Genomic DNA, 18,135 nt, shown 5'->3' with positions numbered 1-18,135 from the left:
CGGGGCATCGAACGTCGGGCACGCAGAGCAGCGCGCAGGGACATCAGCCACCTCCTTTCGGGCGGGTGAGCGCCCCGGCGATCCGCTGACCGGCAAGGCGTCCGAGCGCGTTAGGGCCGCGCCCTGCAGCCGGTGGCAGGCTCAAACGCAAATGATCGGCGCCACCCTGCCCGGCCAGCGCGCCGCCATTGGCGGCAAGCTGCGCGGCAAGCGCCGTCCTCAGCCCCTTCGCCAACGCGGCAGCGTCGCTTGCGTGCACGCCATGAACGCGAAGCCGGTCGATATTGAGAACGATCCGTGGCCCGACAGTCATTGCAGCCACCCCGCGCGTTCAGCGTCGGTCATCGGCCGGCCAACCTTGTCGTATTCGAGTTGCGCCGCCTGCAGGATCTCGGCCATCGACACTGCGCAACCGCGGTCGGCCGCGAGGAAGGCCGCGCCCAGCGCGATGTTGCGGATCGATCCGCCGGCCAGGTTGAGCTGTGCCAGCTTGTCGTAATCCAGTTGCTCGCAAGGTTGTGCGTCAGGAAAGATCCGCATCCAGATCGCCCGGCGTTCGGCCAGATTGGGAAAGCGGAAATCGACGATGAAGCGCAGGCGACGCAGGAACGCGTCGTCGATATTGTCGCGCATATTGGTGGTCAGGATGCAAAGCCCGCGATAGGCCTCGAGCCGCTGGAGCAGGTAGCTCACCTCGATATTGGCGTGGCGGTCATGGCTGTCCTTAACTTCGGAGCGGCGGCCGAAGAGCGCATCGGCCTCGTCGAATTGCAGGATCACGCCGCCATCCTCGGCCGCATCGAAGACCCGGCGCAGGTTCTTCTCGGTCTCGCCGACCCATTTCGAGACCATCGCGGAAAGGTCGACGCGGTAGACATCAAGGTCGAGCGCATTGCCGATGACTTCGCCGGCCATCGACTTGCCCGCGCCCGACGGGCCTGAAAATAACGCCGAGACCCCGAGCCCCTTGTGCTGGAGCCGCACGCCGAAGCCCCACTCCTCGTAGACCTGCATGCGGTTGCGCACCTGGGCAATGATGCTTTCGAGCACATCCTTCTGTCGCGGCGCCAGGATCAGGTCGTCCCACGTCGCGGGCGAGGCCACGCGATGCGCCAGGTCGTCCATGCGGGGCCGCGCGGTGCGGCGGCAGGCCTCCCAGGCGCAGGTCGCCAGATGCTTCGGATCGCGATTGCTCTCCAGCGACATTTCTGCAGCGACAGCACGCGCAACTTCGGGAGCCACGCAGAAGGTGGCGGCAAGGCGCGGCAGGGCCGGGATAAGATCGGTATCGTCATCGCTGAGAACGCTGTGCCACACGGCAAGCTGCTCGGACGCCTTCAGGCGCGGCATCTCCAGGCGGAGCGCCAACCGGTGACCGACCCGCATCGGTTCGACCGAGGCGATGGCGAGCGGCCCGCCATAGGTTTCGGCAAAGAGCTGGGCGGTCCGTGTCTCGCCCATGTCGTCATGCATCAGCACCAACCGCCCGGCACACAGCATCATATCCCGGGTGAGCCCAGCGGCGAAGTCCACCAGTTCGACGGCTGTCTGGGGCAGAAGCTGCGAGTTCAGCGCATAGGTGATGGCGTTGATCCCGGCTGAGGCTTCGGCAAAAGCGCAAAGCTTGCCCTCGGGATCGCCGCCGGTCAGGTGCAGCACCGGTGTGTCCGGTAGAGACAGGCGGGAACCGATTTCCCGGGCGAGCGTGGCGCGGTTGGGTGCCAATGACAACGGTCGCGGAATGCGGCGCAGCAGGGCGGAGGCCCCGGCGTCCAGCGAGGGCGCACCGACAAGGCGCAGCAGCACCGTGTCCGCAAGGCGCAGGCGCGCATCGACCAGCGAGCCGCTGCCCTCGATCCGGACCAGCCCTGCCCGGCGCAGTGGCGCCTCGGCCGACAGTCCCTTCCAGTGTGCGCCCGGCAGACGCGTCAGTGCCAGCGACAGCGTGGGGGCAGAGGTCAAAGGATCGTCAAGCAACCGGGCGACGATGTCACGCCCGTCCGGTTCCAAGGCGACATAGGCGCACAAGAGCAGGATGTTGCGACCGAACGCATCCAGTCGGAAGATATCGGCCAGCTCGCAGGCAGCGGTGCGCGGCGGTTTGGTTTCGGCGACCGGGCCGTGTTCGAGCCAGGCGCGCACGACCGGGAAGGCGTCGGCCAGGGACGCGATATGTTCGGCGCGGCTCACAGCGAAAGCTCCGGGCCGATGATCTGGCCATAGGTGGAGCTGCCCGCGGTGCTGTCGAGCGTGACCGGGCTGAGGAGCCCGTCGACATCGGCCCTCACCAGATAGTCGCCGCGCGGCAAGCTGACAAAGGAAAAGGTGAGCGAGGCGGCGTTCGCTCCACCCTCCACAGGGATACGCCCGGCCAGGATCACCTGCGCCGGCGCTGCCGGGTTGCGGACATCGAGAAGCAACCGGACCGCCTGATCCGACCGGATCGAAGGGGTGAAGCCGATATCGACCGTACCTGTCGCCGTCGTTCCACCCGCCGGCGCGGTGATCATGCCGACGACGATCGCCGGGCTGAGTGCAAAGGCCAATGCGTTGGAGCGGGCACGCACGTGATCCGGCTGGTCAGCGCTGGTCCTGGGTGCAATCGCCTGCAGTTTGTGGACGCCGACGGCCAACTCGACGCCGCCGAAGGTGGGGGCATCGAGCGTCACTGCAAGCGCCGCCTCCGACTGCCGAACCCCGCTCATGGCAAGACCGCCACCATCGACTTCCAGCTCGAGCCCCGGCTTGGCCAGGCCCCTGCCCGCCACGTGGAGGATACCGCCCCAGACCGGCGGGATGATACTGCCGGGCGCCCTGCCCGCTGCGTCGAGCCGGAGCGTTGAAACCGGCGAGACCCAAAGCCCGGGATGCGCCACCGGGGTAGGAACCGGTGGCGTGGCGGACGTCTCGATCACCACATGGCTAACCTCGTAGGAGAGCGACAGCGCATAGGGGACCTGATAGAAGATTGACCAGATCTTCGAGAAATCATCGATCGTCATCAGTTGGCGCGTCACGCGCAGCCGCGCCAACGCCGCCTCCAGATCGCTATCTTCCAACTCGTCGTTGTCTTCGATGGCGTTGTGGATCGTGGTCTTGCTCAGCAGCGGCTCATGCTCCAGAGCCAGCATCACCTCGCCCAGCATCAGATCGGGCTCGAACGCGTCGTGATTGCCGTAGAAGCTCATCACATAGTGCAGGTTCAGCGCCAGCTTGCTGGGGCCGCGCATCTGGCCGGTGGCACCACGCGTCGGCAGATGGTCATTGGCATGGGCGGCATTGGGCTCGACCCGGTAGAGATGAAGATTGACGAGCGGCGCTGCATCCTCGGCAAGCTTGGCCGTGGGCGCCCCCAACCGCACCTTCGCATTTGGCACCGCGGCGTTGGCCGCCGACAGGATGCGCCGGAGAAAGGCTGCGCTGACGGTGGATATGGCCAGCGGGTTGCTCATCGCCCACCTCTCCCGTCGAGAAAGTCATCCAGGCTGATCCCCCGAGCCTCCGCCCTTGCCGGGGCTGATTGTCCGCCTCGCGGCGGATCCATCACCACCTCGATGGTGCCGATGCGGATCTCGACCTGGGGCGGCTGTTGCGGCTCCGCAGCTCGGTCAGCGTTCCTGCCTCGCGGGACCTGCGCTGCCCAATTCGGCGCGGTATCCTCGCGCGCAAGCGATGGCGGGGCGGCCCTCGGGACCGGGACAATCGATGATCGCGATACCGGCCGACCATCGGCAGCGACAGGGGACGCCGCCGGTTCGGGATCCGCCCGGGCCGTTTCGCCGGACATGTCCCCAAGAGCGTCTGCAAGTGTGCCGTTAGCGATCACCGGCGCCGGGGCGGACGGCGCGATGGGCAGCGAAACGGGAGCGTGCGCGACCGGAGGGGTTTCAGCGGCCAAAACGGCTTGCGACGACGTTGCCACCGGTGGTGTGACCGCCGGCCTCGAAGCAAGAGCAGCCGGAGCAACGGCTGCGGCGGGCGCCAATGGCATCATGCGGCGCGACGGTGCAGCCGGTGCCGACGTGGCTGGCGTGACCGGCGCTGCAGCGTGTGTCGACCTCAGGACCGTCGTAGCTGCTGCGGATATGGTCGGACCCGTGACGGGGGCGGCCGCCGGAGGGGCGGCCTCGCTGGCGCGCGGGGTGCTCGACGGAGCCTCGGAAGACATGGAAGGCACCGGCCTATCGCTGTCGGCTGGTTCGGACCTTTCGCCCAGCGTTTCGAAGGGGCCGGGCCGGCGCGGCGCCAGCCGGGGCAGCGTGCCGCGCGCGCGCGCGGCAAGGTTGCTCAGGAACGCGCTCATGCCAGTGCCTCGGCCACATAAAAGGCCCGCCGATGCTCCGGCAAAGCGAGGATCTCGGCCTCGGACCAGTGGAAGACCCGAGCGATGTGCACGACGTCGCGCAGGATCTGCCGCGAAATCTGTTGCAGCTCATGAGCGACAAAATGCACCGAATCGAAAGCCACGGATTGCCTGGCGCCGCACTCCGGGCAGCCGGTCTCCAGCCACACATCGGCGCCCGGATCGATCGCCTCCAGAGCCTCGGCAAGGCCATCGAGCGGCAGATCCGTTGCCGTTTCCTGGACCCGTGCCGCCAGCATCCGCGCAGCCGTTTCAGGTTCGGCGATGGTCTCGATCTCAAGAATGTCGCCGACGGTCACCGGGCGCACGACCGCCTCGCAGCCAGCGATCATCACCTTTTGAAAACCAGGTTCTGGCCAAAGCGCCTCCCCCGCCAGCCCGAGGCTGGCGGGTTCGAGCGTGAGCTCGTAGATCTTACCGCACGCTTCGCAAACCGGTTCCGCCCGGAGCGGGCCCGACCTCAGTCGTGCCCGGATCGCCAGAACCAAACGGTCGCGCGCCCCCATAGGCAGGGCCAAGAGGGTCCCGCACGCGGCCTCGGGATAGGCCCGTTGCAGCAGCGCGACCGACCATTGAGCCGGCGACAGCACGCTCGCGCGGTCGGCCAGCTCAATCACCGCGGAGGCGTCCAGCCGTGAGGGAGCTCCAAGGGGCATGATCAGGCCGGAACTTCGAAGCTGGGCTCTTCAGGCTCAGCCACGTCTTCGTCCCGCTCCCATCCCTCGTTCTCCAGCTTCAGCGTCTGGATCGCGATGGCGCTAGCCGAAGCGTCCATGTCGGAGAAGGCCGAAAACTCGGAGGGCCAGCAACGATAGAGCTTGTAGGCCAAAACAATCTGACCGGCCTCGTTGTAGATTTCGAGTATCAGATCCTTGCGGAAATCCTTGAGCGACACCTCCGCCCCGAGGCCCGCCCCATAGTTCCACACCTTATTAGCCCATTGCTCGAACTGCTTGGAATGGGTAACCCCGCGCTCCAGCGTGATTGCCTCATATTCGGTCTGGCCAGGCGACTTGCGGCTGGTCGAGGGGTCGCCACCTTCGCGGTGCTTGACCACCTCCGTCGAGCGCTTGAGCGCTGAACACTTGCTGACGCCTGCAACGTAGTCCCCGTCCGGCAAGCGCAGACGGAACTTGTACGTTTTATAGGGGTCGAAACGGTCGGCATTCGTGGTGAACTGTGGCATGTTTGTCCGCCCTCCCTTTAGGACGCGCTGCGGATCTGCTGGATCGAAATAATGACGAATTCGGCCGGCTGCAGCGGCGCGAAGCCGACGACGATGTTGACGATGCCGCGATTGATGTCGTCCTGCGTGGTCGTCGATGCGTCGCACTTGACGAAATAGGCCTCCTTGGGGCTCGCCCCCTGGAACGCGCCCTGCCGGAACAGCCGCTGCATGAACGATCCCACCGAGAGACGGATCTGTGCCCAGAGCGGTTCGTCATTACCTTCGAACACAACCCATTGTGTGCCGCGGAACAGGCTCTCTTCGATGAAGAGCGCGAGGCGCCGGACCGACACGTACTTGTAGTCGTCCGACAGCACGTCCGAGCCCGCCAGCGTGCGAGCGCCCCAGACGACGCGGCCGATGTTCTGGAACGACCTCAGACAATTGACGCCGATCGGGTTGAGCAGGCCGTTTTCCTGATCGGTCAGCTTCACGGTCAACCCCTGGGTATTGGACAGCGTTGCGGCCAGGCCGGCCGGCGCCTTGAAGACCCCACGATTGACGTCGGTGCGGGCGATCACGCCCGCCACCGCCCCACAGGGCGCGAAGGCATCGATTTGACCGCCGCGCAACGGATCACGTTTGAGAAGCCGCGGAAAATAGAGCGCGGCGTTGCGGGCATTGGTGAGTGGAAGCACCTGGTCCGTGGCGTCGAGCTGGGCATTCTTCGCCGTCGTCGCCGCGGTGTCGGGGTTGGCGTCCCATTCGTTCGGCGGATCGACAATGTAAAGCGCGCGCCTTTCAGCGCAAAGTGCAGCGGCCGTTTCCCTGACTGCCTTGGGCAGGGTGGCCTCGCGGGTGTCGGGTGGGATGCAGAGCAGGTTGAAGATGTCCGCCTTGCGCAGCGCCTGCATGCCGGTTTTCAGCGCCGGATCACCTTGGTAGGTCGCATCGGCCAGCGTCGTTCCGTCGTCGCCACCGGTAGCAGTACCTGTGGCGGCATCCGCGGGCCGACTATTGGAAAAGGTCGGGGCCGGCGGCGCTTCAACGAGGTTGCTCTGGGCCGCGAGGATCCGGTCGAACCGGCGCTGGCCCGCATCGCTTCTCATCGACAGGGTACGCAATACCTCCCGGGTGTCAGTGGCAGTGTCGACGATCTCCAGATCGAAGATGTCGTTGACTGTCAGTCCGTACTTCTTGGCAGCTGCGGCCGCGCCCTCGGGATCGGCGACGTCCGGGTGCGAGATTTTCCCTGAGAGCGAATTACCCCAGGCACCAGGGCTCTTGGCCCGCAGGATCAGGGTGCCCACAGTCAAGCCTGCATAGCCGTCGCCGCCGTCCTGCTCGAACAGCCGTACGATCAGGCATTGCCCGCCGCCGTTGGCGAAGAAATCGTCGACGGCGTAGGAGACATTGCTGTCGCTCCAAAGCCCACCGAAGCGGCGATTGAACTCGCCCATGTTGAAGCAGGGCGTCGGTTCCCCGACACCCCCCTTTTTCGTGCGTCCGACGAAAGCGGCAATCGAGGTCGGCACACCGGCGACGGTTCGCACGCCCGAGTCGAGCTCCTGAATGTAGACGCCGGGATAGGTTGGAGAGATGGGCATGCGCGGCTCCTGTTCTCAAACGGATCGTGAATGCAAAAGCGAACGATGCATCGGACGGCCCTTGCGGGCCGTCGAAACCGGATTGAAAGTCAGATCAGACCGTCAGGCCGATCAGAACCGTCACCTTGGCGGCTTTATCCGCCGATGTGTTGTGAACTGTCAGGGTGGTCAGATCGCCCGCAAAGAGCTTGACCGCCTCTCCGAACAAGAGGATCGGACCACTCAGCGCGGAAGCATTGGCCCCGTCTGCCTTGACGGTCACCGAACCGTCGAGAAGATCGGAAGAGATCGCGAGAAAGGCGACGTTGTCGACCTTGTCGACCTGCAGGGCCAGATCGCGCTCTGCACTTCCGGCGTCGAGATCAACAGAGACGGAAACGATACCATCGCCCGTCGATGCGCCCTTGGTCTGGATGGCAGAGCCTGACTTGCCACCTGCGGTTAGGGACCACGTGATTGTTTCTGACATGAAAGGCACCTCGGAGAAAGCGTTGCGCGATCAGTCGGAGAATTCAGTATCACAATTTTAAATTGCGCCAGCAAACACGGACGCTTTAACGAGATCTGCTGCTTTAAGGCCCAGCTCGCCGGATAGTGCTTAGGGAAGCCCAAAAACATTCGCAGCGTCGAACGTAGCAACGTCACGCTTGAGATATACTTATCAGAATGCAAGAAGATAATTATAAAGATACAGAACACAGAAAATGTCAACGGAGATAATTCTAATCTCTACACTGCCGCTTCCAATCGAACACCATTCCACATTAAAATAAACCAAGTATAAATCCCAATAGAATATACGGGATAATATGTATAAGTTGGGGCTTCCCGCACAGGCTGTGAGACGCGGCTGGCGTAAGTTCAAAAACAATTGCACGACGTTGGTGATTTGCGTTGTTTGTTGCGAGACTAGGTCGCGACCGTCGGGAGAGGCACTACATGCGTTTCTGCTTCGCATTTCCCCAATGATTTGGTCGTTTCAGTGTACATATTATGAGTGCTGAAGCCTCACAGCCAGATCGCAACCATCAGGTGGCAGAGCAACGCCGCAACGTTCCCGACGAAACGTTACGCGATTTTTCTAGCGCTCGCGTCGCGTCATTGGCTAAGCCCAATGTATTACGCAAAATGTCCATTTGGGCGAGTTGCTATGCGGTTTCCCGATTGGCAAACTGCACCTGCATTTGCACACACCGCCACCCTATTTCGACGCAGCCGCCGCTGCGTTTACGGTTCATATTTCCGTGTAACTGCTTGATATTTATAAAACTTGTTATTGACAATATATGCGCGCGTGAGCCTCCGCCCCCCTGCGGAGGCTCATTTTCGTTGTGCGCACGCCGGTACGCTAAACCGGTTCTCTGTACATTGTTCTTGGGTCAAGCAAGCGCGCCACCACCTCGTTCGCGCCCTCGTTGACTGGATTTGCCGGTTGGATTGCCCGGGAACGCTTTTTGGGACAGGTTGGACCCACCCACGACGACATGCCCTGTCTTAAGATCTTTGATCCCCTCAGAACTTGTAGGCAATCCGCAGTGTGCCGCCATGGCTGGAATAGGTGTCGGAAAACGAGCCCTGGTAGCCGACGCGCAAACTGAAGCCGTCGGCGTTAGCGATGTCGACGCCCGCGCTTAGTCGACCTGCCACATCGGCCAGTGGCACCGTGCTTTCGAAAGCGCCGACCCCAGCTGGTGCATTGGCCAGCCGGGCTGACGTATCCCAGCTGTCAGCGCTGCTGAAGCTCACTCCTGCGGCCGCGTAGGCCCGCATAACCGTCGTTTCGCTCAGATCCACGCGCGTGCCAATCTCAATTGCCGGGGTGGTGGTGAAGCTCCACTGGCGGGTGTCGTTGATCAGGAGATCGAGCGGGCCGGCACCTGACTCTCGGTAGCTACGGGCGTGCGAATAGATCAGGTCAAGGTCGACCAGCGGCCGCACATAGTAGGCATCCTGCGCAAAGGTGTAAGCAGCGCGCAACCGGGTGCTGACATTGTAGACCTCCGGTTCGCCCTCCGCCTGTCCGGCAAAGCCCGGAATCCGGATCGTACGCACGTTGTCGTACCAGCCATAGCTGCCGGAAACAGCGCCCGAAAGAAGCCAAGGACCAATTTCATGCTTCAGTGAGGCACCGGCATAAAGGACGTCGCCGTCGGCGTTGACGCGACCGTCGTCACCGCGAATGGCACTGCGGTCGTAGCCCCCGGCAAAGCCGACAAACCAGTCGGGCAACACCTCGACCTGGGCGCCGGCCTGCAGCGCATAGGTCATGCTGTCGAAACCCGAGACGCCGCCGCTGGCCTTCTGGTCAAGCTTCTGTGCACCTGCCTGGCTCCACGCGCACTCCGTCTCAGTCAGGAACGAGGTGTCCGCAGCAAACATCGGGCAACTCAGCAAAAGGTCGAGATGTTGCCGCGTCGTGGCGATGCTGCCGGCCGCGGCCGCTCCTGCGACGCCGGGCGATAAATCGGACAGGGCGGACCCGTATGCACCAGAATCGCCATCAGCAAGCGAGCCCAGTGTGCCAAACAGTCTGCCGAAGGAACCGCCGCCGGCATCCCAGATCTCCTGCAGGTGGTCGGCGACGTTGTGCTGGTCCGCGTTCAGCGCAAAGCCAGGCTCGCCGAAATGGGCCGAACCCGTCGCAACTGACAGCTCGTTTCCAGTCCGGGTCAGCACGTAGTCGTAGATTGCCGACTGCCCGCTTAGCGAGTGATCCAAGGTGCCACCCGCAGTGAGAAAAGACAAAGTGATACCGGGCAAGACACTTTCGGCACTCACCGTGAACTTGCCGGCGAGGCTGGCGTCGCCCTCGACCGTCAGTCGATCGATGCGCGAGCCAGCGAAATCGGCGTTGATTGCCAGAACGCCGTCCATACGCTGGGCAAAGTTGCCGGTGATTTTCGTGGCGTCGATAGCCTCAGAACCGCCGACTGCCAGCCGGCCATGATTGAACACGTCAGCCTCGTAAACCTTTGCACCCGTCAGCAGGCCACCTGTCTCATTGACGACTGAGACCGCCATGCCGCTTCCGACACGGGCCGTCTTCGATATTTTGGCGTCGACGGTGATGGCCCCCTTGACGCTGCCGTCGATGATACCGGCGTTGTTCACCACCATCAGCGTGCCGTCTGAGAGCGGGTTCAGTCCGGCGCTATATTGGACGGCGACACCGGAATTAGCCGAGATCATGCCTCCGGAATTGACGTTCACGCTATTGTTCTGCCCGCCCGCGACCCAGACACCGGCACCATTGTCACCGGATCCGCCCGTAATGGAACCATCCACCGTCACATTGACCGTACCGTTGTTGGCTGTGCCTCCGTCGCTTTGCGCAAGTATGCCGATCGAGTCTTTGCCGGTCGCTCGGATTTCGTTGCCGGCATCGAGGGTGACCGTCACATCGCCGCTTTTTCCGGCCGAAGAGAGGTTACCGTTCGACCCGATGAAAGCACTGGTCGCGTTGCCGCCGAAACCGCCGCCACCGCCGATTGATTGCGCGAGAACACCGAAGGAATAGTCGCCATCGGTAAGGATGCCGCCGTCGATATTGACGGAAACATCGTCGCCATCACCAAAGCTGGCAGGGCTGTCACCTTTGAAGGAGAGCGGCGCGCCCGAAGCCGTTCCGCCAATGCCGCCGCCACCGCCAATCGATTGGGCAACAATGCCGTGCGCGCCGATGCCACGCGTGTGAACCGTGCTCTCGCTCGTCAGATCGACCGTGACAGCGCCGCCATCCGTGTCGCTGCCGCCCGATCCGCCAACCACAAGCGAGGCTATGCTGTCGGCTTCGCCGGCGCCACCTATGCCGCCGCCGCCGCCGATTGATTGTGCGACGAGGCCGAACGCCCGGTCTCCATAGGTGTTGAGCGCGGTACCGATGGCAAGGTCGACCTCGCCGCCACGACCGCCAACCCCTCCGCTGCCGCCGACCACGAGGTCGATCGCGTGGCTGTTTTCGTCCTCGGAAGCCGTACGGCTTCCAGCGCCACCGACGCCACCGCCGCCACCGATAGACTGCGCGACGATACCGTGCGCATCGTCGCCGCTGGTCGACAGATTGATCCAACCCTGCGCCTCAACCAGGCCCCCCGACCCACCTGAGCCGCCAGAGCCGCCGAAACCGCCCCCGACGGTGATCTTGCCCGCCGCATGATCCGAACCGTCACCGCCCTGGCCACCGCCACCGCCGATCGACTGTAAGAGCACGCCATAGGCACTGTATCCGGAGGTGTTGATGCTGTTGCCGTGATTGTCGTCGAAGGTGATGTCGACCTCGCCGCCATTTCCCCCCGCACCGCCACGGCCGCCGACGCCGACGGTTATGTTGGCAGTTGCCTGGCTGCCAGACGCGGTAGAGCTACCACCGGCACCGCCGCCGCCGCCAATCGATTGGGCGACGATGCCGTCGGCCCAATCACCCGTGGTGTTGATGCGGCCGGCATGTGTCAACGTGACAGTGTTGCCGTTGGCGGCCGTGCCACCGGTACCGCCGTCATCGATCGTGGCACCGACATTGACATCGAAGCAGTAGCCGGACTTACCGTCACCGTCGTCGCTCAGGCAATCACTGGCGCCCTGGTCATCGAGCGGCTCGGCATCACCGGAGCTCGCCTGCCCCACGGAGCCGCCAAGCCCGCCGCCGCCGCCGATCGACTGCGCGAGCACGCCGTCCGCATCTGCGCCGAAGGTAGCAATATTGCCCGATGTGGTGACGTTGACCGTCCCGGCCGAACCGCCACTGCCGCCGGTCCGGCCAACCGAAACCCCAACCGATGCGGAAAAGTCGCCGCTACTGCCTTCGGGCTCCTCGCCTCCGGGCAGGCTGGCGCTGGCCGACAGCCCGACACTGACGCCTTGCGAAGTGCCACCACCGCCGCCGATCGACTGGGCGAGCACACCGCGTGCACCCGTGCCGCTGGTCTTTAGGGCTGTGCCTGCGTCAAGATCGACAGTCGTCACCCCGCCGCTTGCGCCACCGCTGCCCGAGCCGCCAACCCCGACATTGGCCGTCAGGTTGAAGCCGCCGCCAATCTGCTTGCTGTTGACGCTGCCGACACCGCCATTGCCGCCACCCCCGCCGATCGATTGCGCCACGATCGCATTGGCATAGTCGTCTGCCGTCGTCACTGAGGCACTATCCTTCAGTGCGACTTCGGCAGCACCACCATTGCCGCCGCCGCCGCCCGAGCCCCCGACCGAAACACCGATGTCGGCACTGACAGTATCCACGGTACCGGCGGTCGCTGCCATCGACGACGCGCTGCCGCCATTCCCGCCGCCGCCGCCGATCGATTGTGCCATCACGCCATGCGACGAAGCGCCTTTCGTAGAGACCGCCGTGCTGCCGTCCAAGCTCACGGAGACGTCGCCCGCAGAGTGGGTTGAGCCGCCGCTACCGCCGACGGCCGTTGAGACACTCATCGCCAAGGAGACATCCTCGCCGGTCGGCACTGCCACGGTGAGCGCATCGGCAACCGAGGAACCACCGCTACCGCCACCGCCGCTAATCGACTGTGCGAGGACGCCGATGGCATCAGTCACATCGCCGCCGTGTTGGCCGGTGCTAATGATGCTATCGGTCAGGTCGACGGAGACGTCGCCGCCGGCGCCGCCTGAACCGCCGGTACCACCGACAGCCACCGACGCCGTAAAGCCGAGACCTGCGGAGTAGGAGCTTGCGGAGCCGCCCGTGCCGCCACCACCCCCGACCGATTGCGCAACGATGCCGGCGGCGTGCGAACCTTGAGTGGTAAGGGTCAAGCCCTGGAAGTCGACACTGGTGATGCTGGCATAGCCACCGCCCCCACCGCCCCCGCCAATCTGGAAGCTACCAAGCCCGGCATCGCCACCCGTGGCATTTCCCCCGTTGCCTCCGCCGCCACCAATCGACTGTGCGAGCACGCCGACCGCGCCTGAGCCGGCAGTGGCGACATCAACCGCCTCGTGCGCACCAGTCTCTGCGGAACAACCGTCACCGGAATATTGGTTGGTGACGCAAACTTTGCCGCCGGCGCCGCCGCCCGAGGCACTGCCGCCGACACCCAATGCGGGGAGACCAACCGACAGGTCGATCACGTTGCCGCCGTTGCCGCCACCGCCACCGATCGACTGTGCCATGATCGCATGCGCCATCTCACCCCGTGTGGTGACCGAGCCGCCGGGCAAAAATATGCCAGCCTCGCTGCCGTCACCGCCGGCGCTACCTGAACCACCAACGGTCGCGATGCCCGACGCGCCGGCACCCGAACCGCCACCGCCGCCGATCGATTGCGCCAGGATGCCGATGGCGGCATCCCCGCCGGTACTGATGACACCTGAATTCTGAACCTGCGCATTGCCGCCAAAGTTACCGGAGCCGCCGGAACCGCCGATCGACAGAATTCCACCCGCCATACCGGCAGCGCCGCCGCCGCCGCTGATCGACTGGGCGATGATGCCGTGCGCCGAATAGCCAGATGTGGTGATCGTACCGGCATTCAGGACGCTGGCCGTCTCCGCCGACCCACCACTGCCACCATCGCCACCCAGCTCGAGCGTGAGCCCGGCGGCAATGCCGCCTGTGCCGCCGCTGCCGCCGATCGACTGGACCAGGATACCGTAGGAATGTCCGCCCGCCGTCGTGATTGCTGCATTGTTGTTGACGATAGCCGTGTTGCCACTGCCGCCATTGCCACCATTGCCCGCTCCCCCGCCGAGCACGTCAGTGAAGTCGCCGCCAGTGCCACCACCGCCTCCGATGGAATGCAGGGTGATGGCGGTCGAGTAGTCACCCGTCGTCGTGATCCTGGATGCGCCGTTCGTAAAGGCACCCACGCTGCCGGCGTTACCGCCATAGCCGCCCCCACCACTCGTGCCGACAACAGCCGTTTCGTCGCCGCCATTGCCACCCTGACCGCCTATGCTCTGGCCCAACAGGCCAAAGGCGTTGCTGCCATCTGTCGAAACGCTGCCGCCGGACAGGTTCAACTGGATCTGACCGCCGTTCCCGCCGAGACCGCCGGAGCTGTCCTTCTCTCCGTCCTGGCCGTCGCCGCCACGGCCACCCTGGCTCAATGCGATCACACCGCCAAGGTCGTCGCCCTGCGTCGAAATGATGCCCGAATGGACCGTCACGGTCGTCGCGGCCAGCCCACTGTCTGGCCTGCCACCCTCGCCGCCGGCACCCGCGACGTTCGAGCTCCAACCGTCGCCACCATCGCCACCCCGAGTGACGGCGACGACGCCGCCCGAAAGCTCGGTCACCTGGCCCGTGGCGACGATCGTCATATCTGCGTAGGTGTCGACATTTACGACCGAGCCGCCTCCACCCACACCGCCTTTATCGGAGCTGTCTCGCGATGCCGTGCCGTCGCTGCCCTGGCTCAGCCCATGGATGCCGCGCACGCTGTCGGTGTCGTTTGCGTAAACGCTGATCGCCCCGGCGCTTGCGTTTCCGGAGGAACCGTTCGCGATATCGACGAAGCCGCCCGCACCGCCCGCACCGTTGTCGTGACCGCCCTGCTGGCCGGTGGATTCGGCAGCCAGGCCCCACGCATAGTCGAGGCCACTCAGCGAACTGGTCGGGCTGCCGAGATTTACCTGCCCTGTGTTGGCGATGCTGACCGTGCCACCGTTGCCACCGTTGCCGCCCACCTGGTCGCCGGTCGCGCCGCTGTTTTGTTCACCGCCACTGCCTCCCTTGCTCACCGCAAAGATCCCGGCCATGCCTCTGGCCGTGGTCGACTTCAGCGATTCCACGGCCAGCATTCCATAGTTGGTAATCGTTACCGCGCCTCCGGCACCGCCGGCACCACCGTTCGATTTGTAATTGTCATTGTCCTCGTCCCCGGAGCCGCCGAAACTCGTTGCCGAAATCAAACTCCCGATGGTGCCCGGATCCGTAGACGCAGACAGGGTAATGGCGCCGAAATTAGTGATCGTCACGGTCCCGCCGGCACCCGCGCGTCCCTCGTCGACACCGCCGCCGCCCATCGTGTATGTCATGATGACACCGCCGGCTGAGCCCGACGGCACGACGTAGGGGAGACTTGCGCCAGCGGTATACGACGCACTTGTGTTGATCGTTATGTTTGCTCCGGCGTCTCCGTCCTTTTCATCGTCATGATCGACACCGCTGTCGCCCCAACAGGCTGACCACGTATATCCGTAGTCGACCTGGCCGATTGTCTGGTTTGGATCGCCATTGCAGCCGGCAGACGCTTCGCCTGCCATACCAGCTCCACCAAGCCCCAAAGCCAACATGATGAGCACATGCGGGACGTAAACGTTCCGAACGCCGGCCGGGCAACCATCATTGCCCCGCGCTCGGTTCATCAATTTAGGCCGGAAAGGACCAACTTCACGACTGCATGTTTGAGAGAATGGCAACTCCCCCTGGGTGAGGGACGAGGCAGCGTTCGACCGAAGTCGAAATGCTCGCAAGATCTTTCCCGAGCGTTCGGCATGTTTCATACGGCGAGCCCCTTCAAAATTGGAGCAAGCGCGGCCGACTTCGGCGCATACGCAATCTGCGCGCGAAGGGCTCTCCCCCAATCAAACAAATGCAAGGTCACTGTGAAGTGACGGTAAGGCAAATGGGGTCGAGGAATCTACAGAACAAAACTATTCAATTCTGACCAAAACATGCATGAAGGCGAACGAGCCCATCCGAGATTGCCGGTGGAAGACGCCCCTCTCCAATTTAGGTCAAATCTTCAAATTTATTACAGATTCTGCCAAAGCTCGGCTGAACTTACTGTCCTTTCTTTGTCCCTCAACTCGCCGCCTGACGACCTAGACTTGCGCGAACCGCCGCCCTGTGCAAATGCTGAGAGATGCTGGACCTCAAGACAGTGCTCGTCGTCGATCTGGCAACCGCCAGTTTACAGGCGGTCGCGTGGATCTTTGTCTGGCTTGCTTGGCGCCATCTCTATGAATTGAAGTTTCTGGCGGCCGGATACACTGCGATCGCCATCGGGCTGTTCCTGATGATCTTGAGAGGCGATCAGCCAGCTGCGTGGTCGATCGTGCTACACAATACGATCATCAAGCTTGGCCTCGTGTTGCTCGCCGAGGGCCTGGCGCGCTTTTTAGGGCAGCCCCGCTACACCTGGGTCGGCGTCTCGCTGCTTGTCCTTCAGGTCGCAGCCTGGAGTATCGCGGTGACGCTCGATCCGGGCGATCTTGCAATCCGCGTCCACACATCGACCGCCTTTACGGTATTGATGATGTCATTGATGTGTGTGGCCCTCTTGCGCGATCGGACGCAGCCCCGGCTTCTGCGCTGGATTACGATGGCGGTGCTGGGTGAATACATGGCAGCCAGCGTGGTTCATAGCGCGATCGAATTCTGGTTTCCGGCGGCGCACCAGGACATCGCGATCCTTAACAACCGCAACGCCTGGTATCTTCTGCAGGGAAGTCTGTTCCTGATTGCCCTGTTTGCTTGCCTGCTGTTTATGGTCAACTCGCGACTTTCGGCAGCCCTGCGTGAGAAAAACGAAGCCTTATCGCGCGAAGTGCTGGAACGCAGAAGGCTCGAACTCCAACTGAATGCCAGTCTTGAGGCCGAACGCGCCCTTCGTGAAGAACAGGCTGACTTCATGCGCATTGTCAGTCACGAGTTTCGCACGCCTCTTGCAGTCATTCGCAATGCGGTCGACATGATCGGCCTCATAGGTGACAAATCCAAAGACGCAACGAAGGAACGGCTTGCCGGCATTGGCGAGGCGCTCGATCGTCTATTCTCCCTGATCGAGCGGTTCATGACAAATGACGGTGACAATCGCTTTCGGCCGGAGCGGATGCAGATCGCATCTCTCATTGCCGACGTGCAATTACATTTCGACATGACCGGTCGCGGTGAACGCTTGCGTTTCAGGACGCAGGGTGAAGCAGTCTCTACGATTGCCGATCCAGACATGCTGGCAACCGTCGTTATCAATCTCATTGACAACGCACTCAAATATTCTCCCGACGATCAGCCTATTCACATTGATGGCCGATCCGATGTCGGGTCCATCATTATCCAGGTCCGTGATCGCGGTATCGGCATACCCGAAGCGGAGGTTCACAAGATCGGACGCCGGTTCTTCCGTGCCTCCAACACCAAGGCCGGAAGTGGAACGGGGCTCGGGCTGTACTCGTAGCGCAAGCTTCTGGCCTATCATGGTGGCACGCTGGATCTTTTCTCCAATGAAGGAGGGGGGACGACTGCCGTGGCACGCGTGCCCTTGCTGAGGGAGGCGGCGGAGCCAACGCAGCTAAAGGAGAAGATGAATTGACGCATGTTTTGATCGTCGAGGACGAACAGCGGCTGCGCAAGGATCTGGTCGACTTCCTGGCGCTTTGCGGTTTCACCGCCGAAGGAATTGCGACTGCAGAAGCGCTCCGTCGAGTACTGGATGATCATGAGCCGCCAGACGTCATCATTCTCGATGTCGCGTTGCCCGATGGCAACGGATTCGACCTCGCGCGAGAAGTCCGCGAGAAACATCGCTGCGGCATTATCATGCTCACAGCTCTTGGCGACAGCGACGACCGCATCCGAGGCTTCGAAAGCGGCGCTGACATCTATCTCGTCAAACACAGTACGCTGCGGGAAATCGAAGCCGCGATCCGCAGCCTGTTGCGACGAACGGGCGAGCACGTCGATTTGGCTGATAGCACTGGAGACAAGTGGGTGCTGGACAGCCGACACTGGACGCTCACTGCGCCGAACCAGCGCTCACTCAAGCTGACGGCGACCGAATTCGCGCTGGTAAGCGCGCTCTGCAAACATGGCGGCGGCATATGCGAGCGGGAAAAGCTGGCGGAGACAATTGCCCGACCTAGGACCCACTTCGACAACCGGCACCTGGATGCCGTCGTCAGTCGCCTTCGGCGTAAAATCGGCGAGCAGACCGACCTCACTGTACCGATCAAGGTGGTCTATGGCGTGGGTTATACGTTCACCGCACCTTCGGCCGTAGAATAGGGGATTTGGTTCGCACGAACGAAGCGACTGGTGGGCCAAC

Annotated in this window: 10 protein-coding genes; 2 read left to right on the top strand and 8 right to left on the bottom strand. The window is 63.2% G+C overall.

The genetic code is table 11. The annotated features are described in order from the left end of the window. Nucleotides 1–43: 43 nt before the first annotated feature. From IB263_RS20790 to IB263_RS20755, 8 genes are all read right to left on the bottom strand, one after another. On the bottom strand, nucleotides 44–313 hold the full coding sequence (locus tag IB263_RS20790) for a hypothetical protein (protein ID WP_060643914.1): 270 nt from the start codon (nucleotides 311–313) through the stop codon (nucleotides 44–46). Further along, on the bottom strand, nucleotides 310–2,142 hold the full coding sequence (locus IB263_RS34735) for an ATP-binding protein (protein ID WP_192438949.1): 1,833 nt from the start codon (nucleotides 2,140–2,142) through the stop codon (nucleotides 310–312). The genes IB263_RS20790 and IB263_RS34735 overlap by 4 nt, the downstream gene beginning before the upstream one ends. A 44-nt stretch (nucleotides 2,143–2,186) precedes the next feature. Then, entirely contained in the window at nucleotides 2,187–3,452 is a 1,266-nt protein-coding gene (locus tag IB263_RS20780) for a DUF4255 domain-containing protein (protein ID WP_192438948.1), read from the bottom strand. 847 nt (nucleotides 3,453–4,299) lie between these two features. Continuing rightward, nucleotides 4,300–4,980: a hypothetical protein gene (locus IB263_RS20775; protein WP_192438947.1), complete on the bottom strand. Its 681-nt coding sequence runs from the start codon at nucleotides 4,978–4,980 to the stop codon at nucleotides 4,300–4,302. Nucleotides 4,981–5,021: 41 nt separating this feature from the next. Further along, entirely contained in the window at nucleotides 5,022–5,549 is a 528-nt protein-coding gene (locus IB263_RS20770; protein ID WP_060519070.1) for a phage tail protein, read from the bottom strand. 17 nt (nucleotides 5,550–5,566) lie between these two features. Further along, nucleotides 5,567–7,084, bottom strand: coding sequence for a phage tail sheath subtilisin-like domain-containing protein (locus IB263_RS20765; protein ID WP_234824543.1), 1,518 nt, complete (start codon nucleotides 7,082–7,084; stop codon nucleotides 5,567–5,569). 148 nt (nucleotides 7,085–7,232) lie between these two features. Next, nucleotides 7,233–7,607: a hypothetical protein gene (locus IB263_RS20760; RefSeq protein ID WP_060519066.1), complete on the bottom strand. Its 375-nt coding sequence runs from the start codon at nucleotides 7,605–7,607 to the stop codon at nucleotides 7,233–7,235. A 1,043-nt stretch (nucleotides 7,608–8,650) separates the two neighbouring features. Beyond that, nucleotides 8,651–15,454: an autotransporter outer membrane beta-barrel domain-containing protein gene (locus tag IB263_RS20755; RefSeq protein WP_371814162.1), complete on the bottom strand. Its 6,804-nt coding sequence runs from the start codon at nucleotides 15,452–15,454 to the stop codon at nucleotides 8,651–8,653. Between the two features lie 500 nt (nucleotides 15,455–15,954). Here IB263_RS20755 and IB263_RS20750 point away from each other — a divergent pair, with 500 nt between their 5' ends. Together IB263_RS20750 and IB263_RS20745 are read left to right on the top strand one after the other, a co-directional pair. Next, complete coding sequence (locus tag IB263_RS20750; protein ID WP_246811051.1) at nucleotides 15,955–17,268, top strand: HAMP domain-containing sensor histidine kinase; 1,314 nt, start codon at nucleotides 15,955–15,957, stop codon at nucleotides 17,266–17,268. 131 nt (nucleotides 17,269–17,399) lie between these two features. Next, nucleotides 17,400–18,095 carry a response regulator transcription factor gene (locus tag IB263_RS20745; protein ID WP_192438946.1) on the top strand — a complete coding sequence of 232 codons (696 nt, stop codon included), beginning with the start codon at nucleotides 17,400–17,402 and terminating at the stop codon, nucleotides 18,093–18,095. Nucleotides 18,096–18,135: the final 40 nt, after the last annotated feature.

The sequence above is a fragment of the Ensifer sp. ENS03 genome, from assembly GCF_014852035.1.
GTDB lineage: Bacteria > Pseudomonadota > Alphaproteobacteria > Rhizobiales > Rhizobiaceae > Ensifer > Ensifer adhaerens.
Note: the sequence above shows the minus strand (reverse complement) of the source record. Positions and strands in the feature narration are given on the sequence as shown.

Bases quoted from the DNA above. Each gene is read 5' to 3' on its own strand.
- IB263_RS20790 (WP_060643914.1), bottom strand. From the start codon at position 313: ATGACTGTCGGGCCACGGATCGTTCTCAATATCGACCGGCTTCGCGTT.
- IB263_RS20780 (WP_192438948.1), bottom strand. From the start codon at position 3,452: ATGAGCAACCCGCTGGCCATATCCACCGTCAGCGCAGCCTTTCTCCGG.
- IB263_RS20770 (WP_060519070.1), bottom strand. From the start codon at position 5,549: ATGCCACAGTTCACCACGAATGCCGACCGTTTCGACCCCTATAAAACG.
- IB263_RS20760 (WP_060519066.1), bottom strand. From the start codon at position 7,607: ATGTCAGAAACAATCACGTGGTCCCTAACCGCAGGTGGCAAGTCAGGC.
- IB263_RS20755 (WP_371814162.1), bottom strand. From the start codon at position 15,454: ATGAACCGAGCGCGGGGCAATGATGGTTGCCCGGCCGGCGTTCGGAAC.
- IB263_RS20750 (WP_246811051.1), top strand. From the start codon at position 15,955: ATGCTGGACCTCAAGACAGTGCTCGTCGTCGATCTGGCAACCGCCAGT.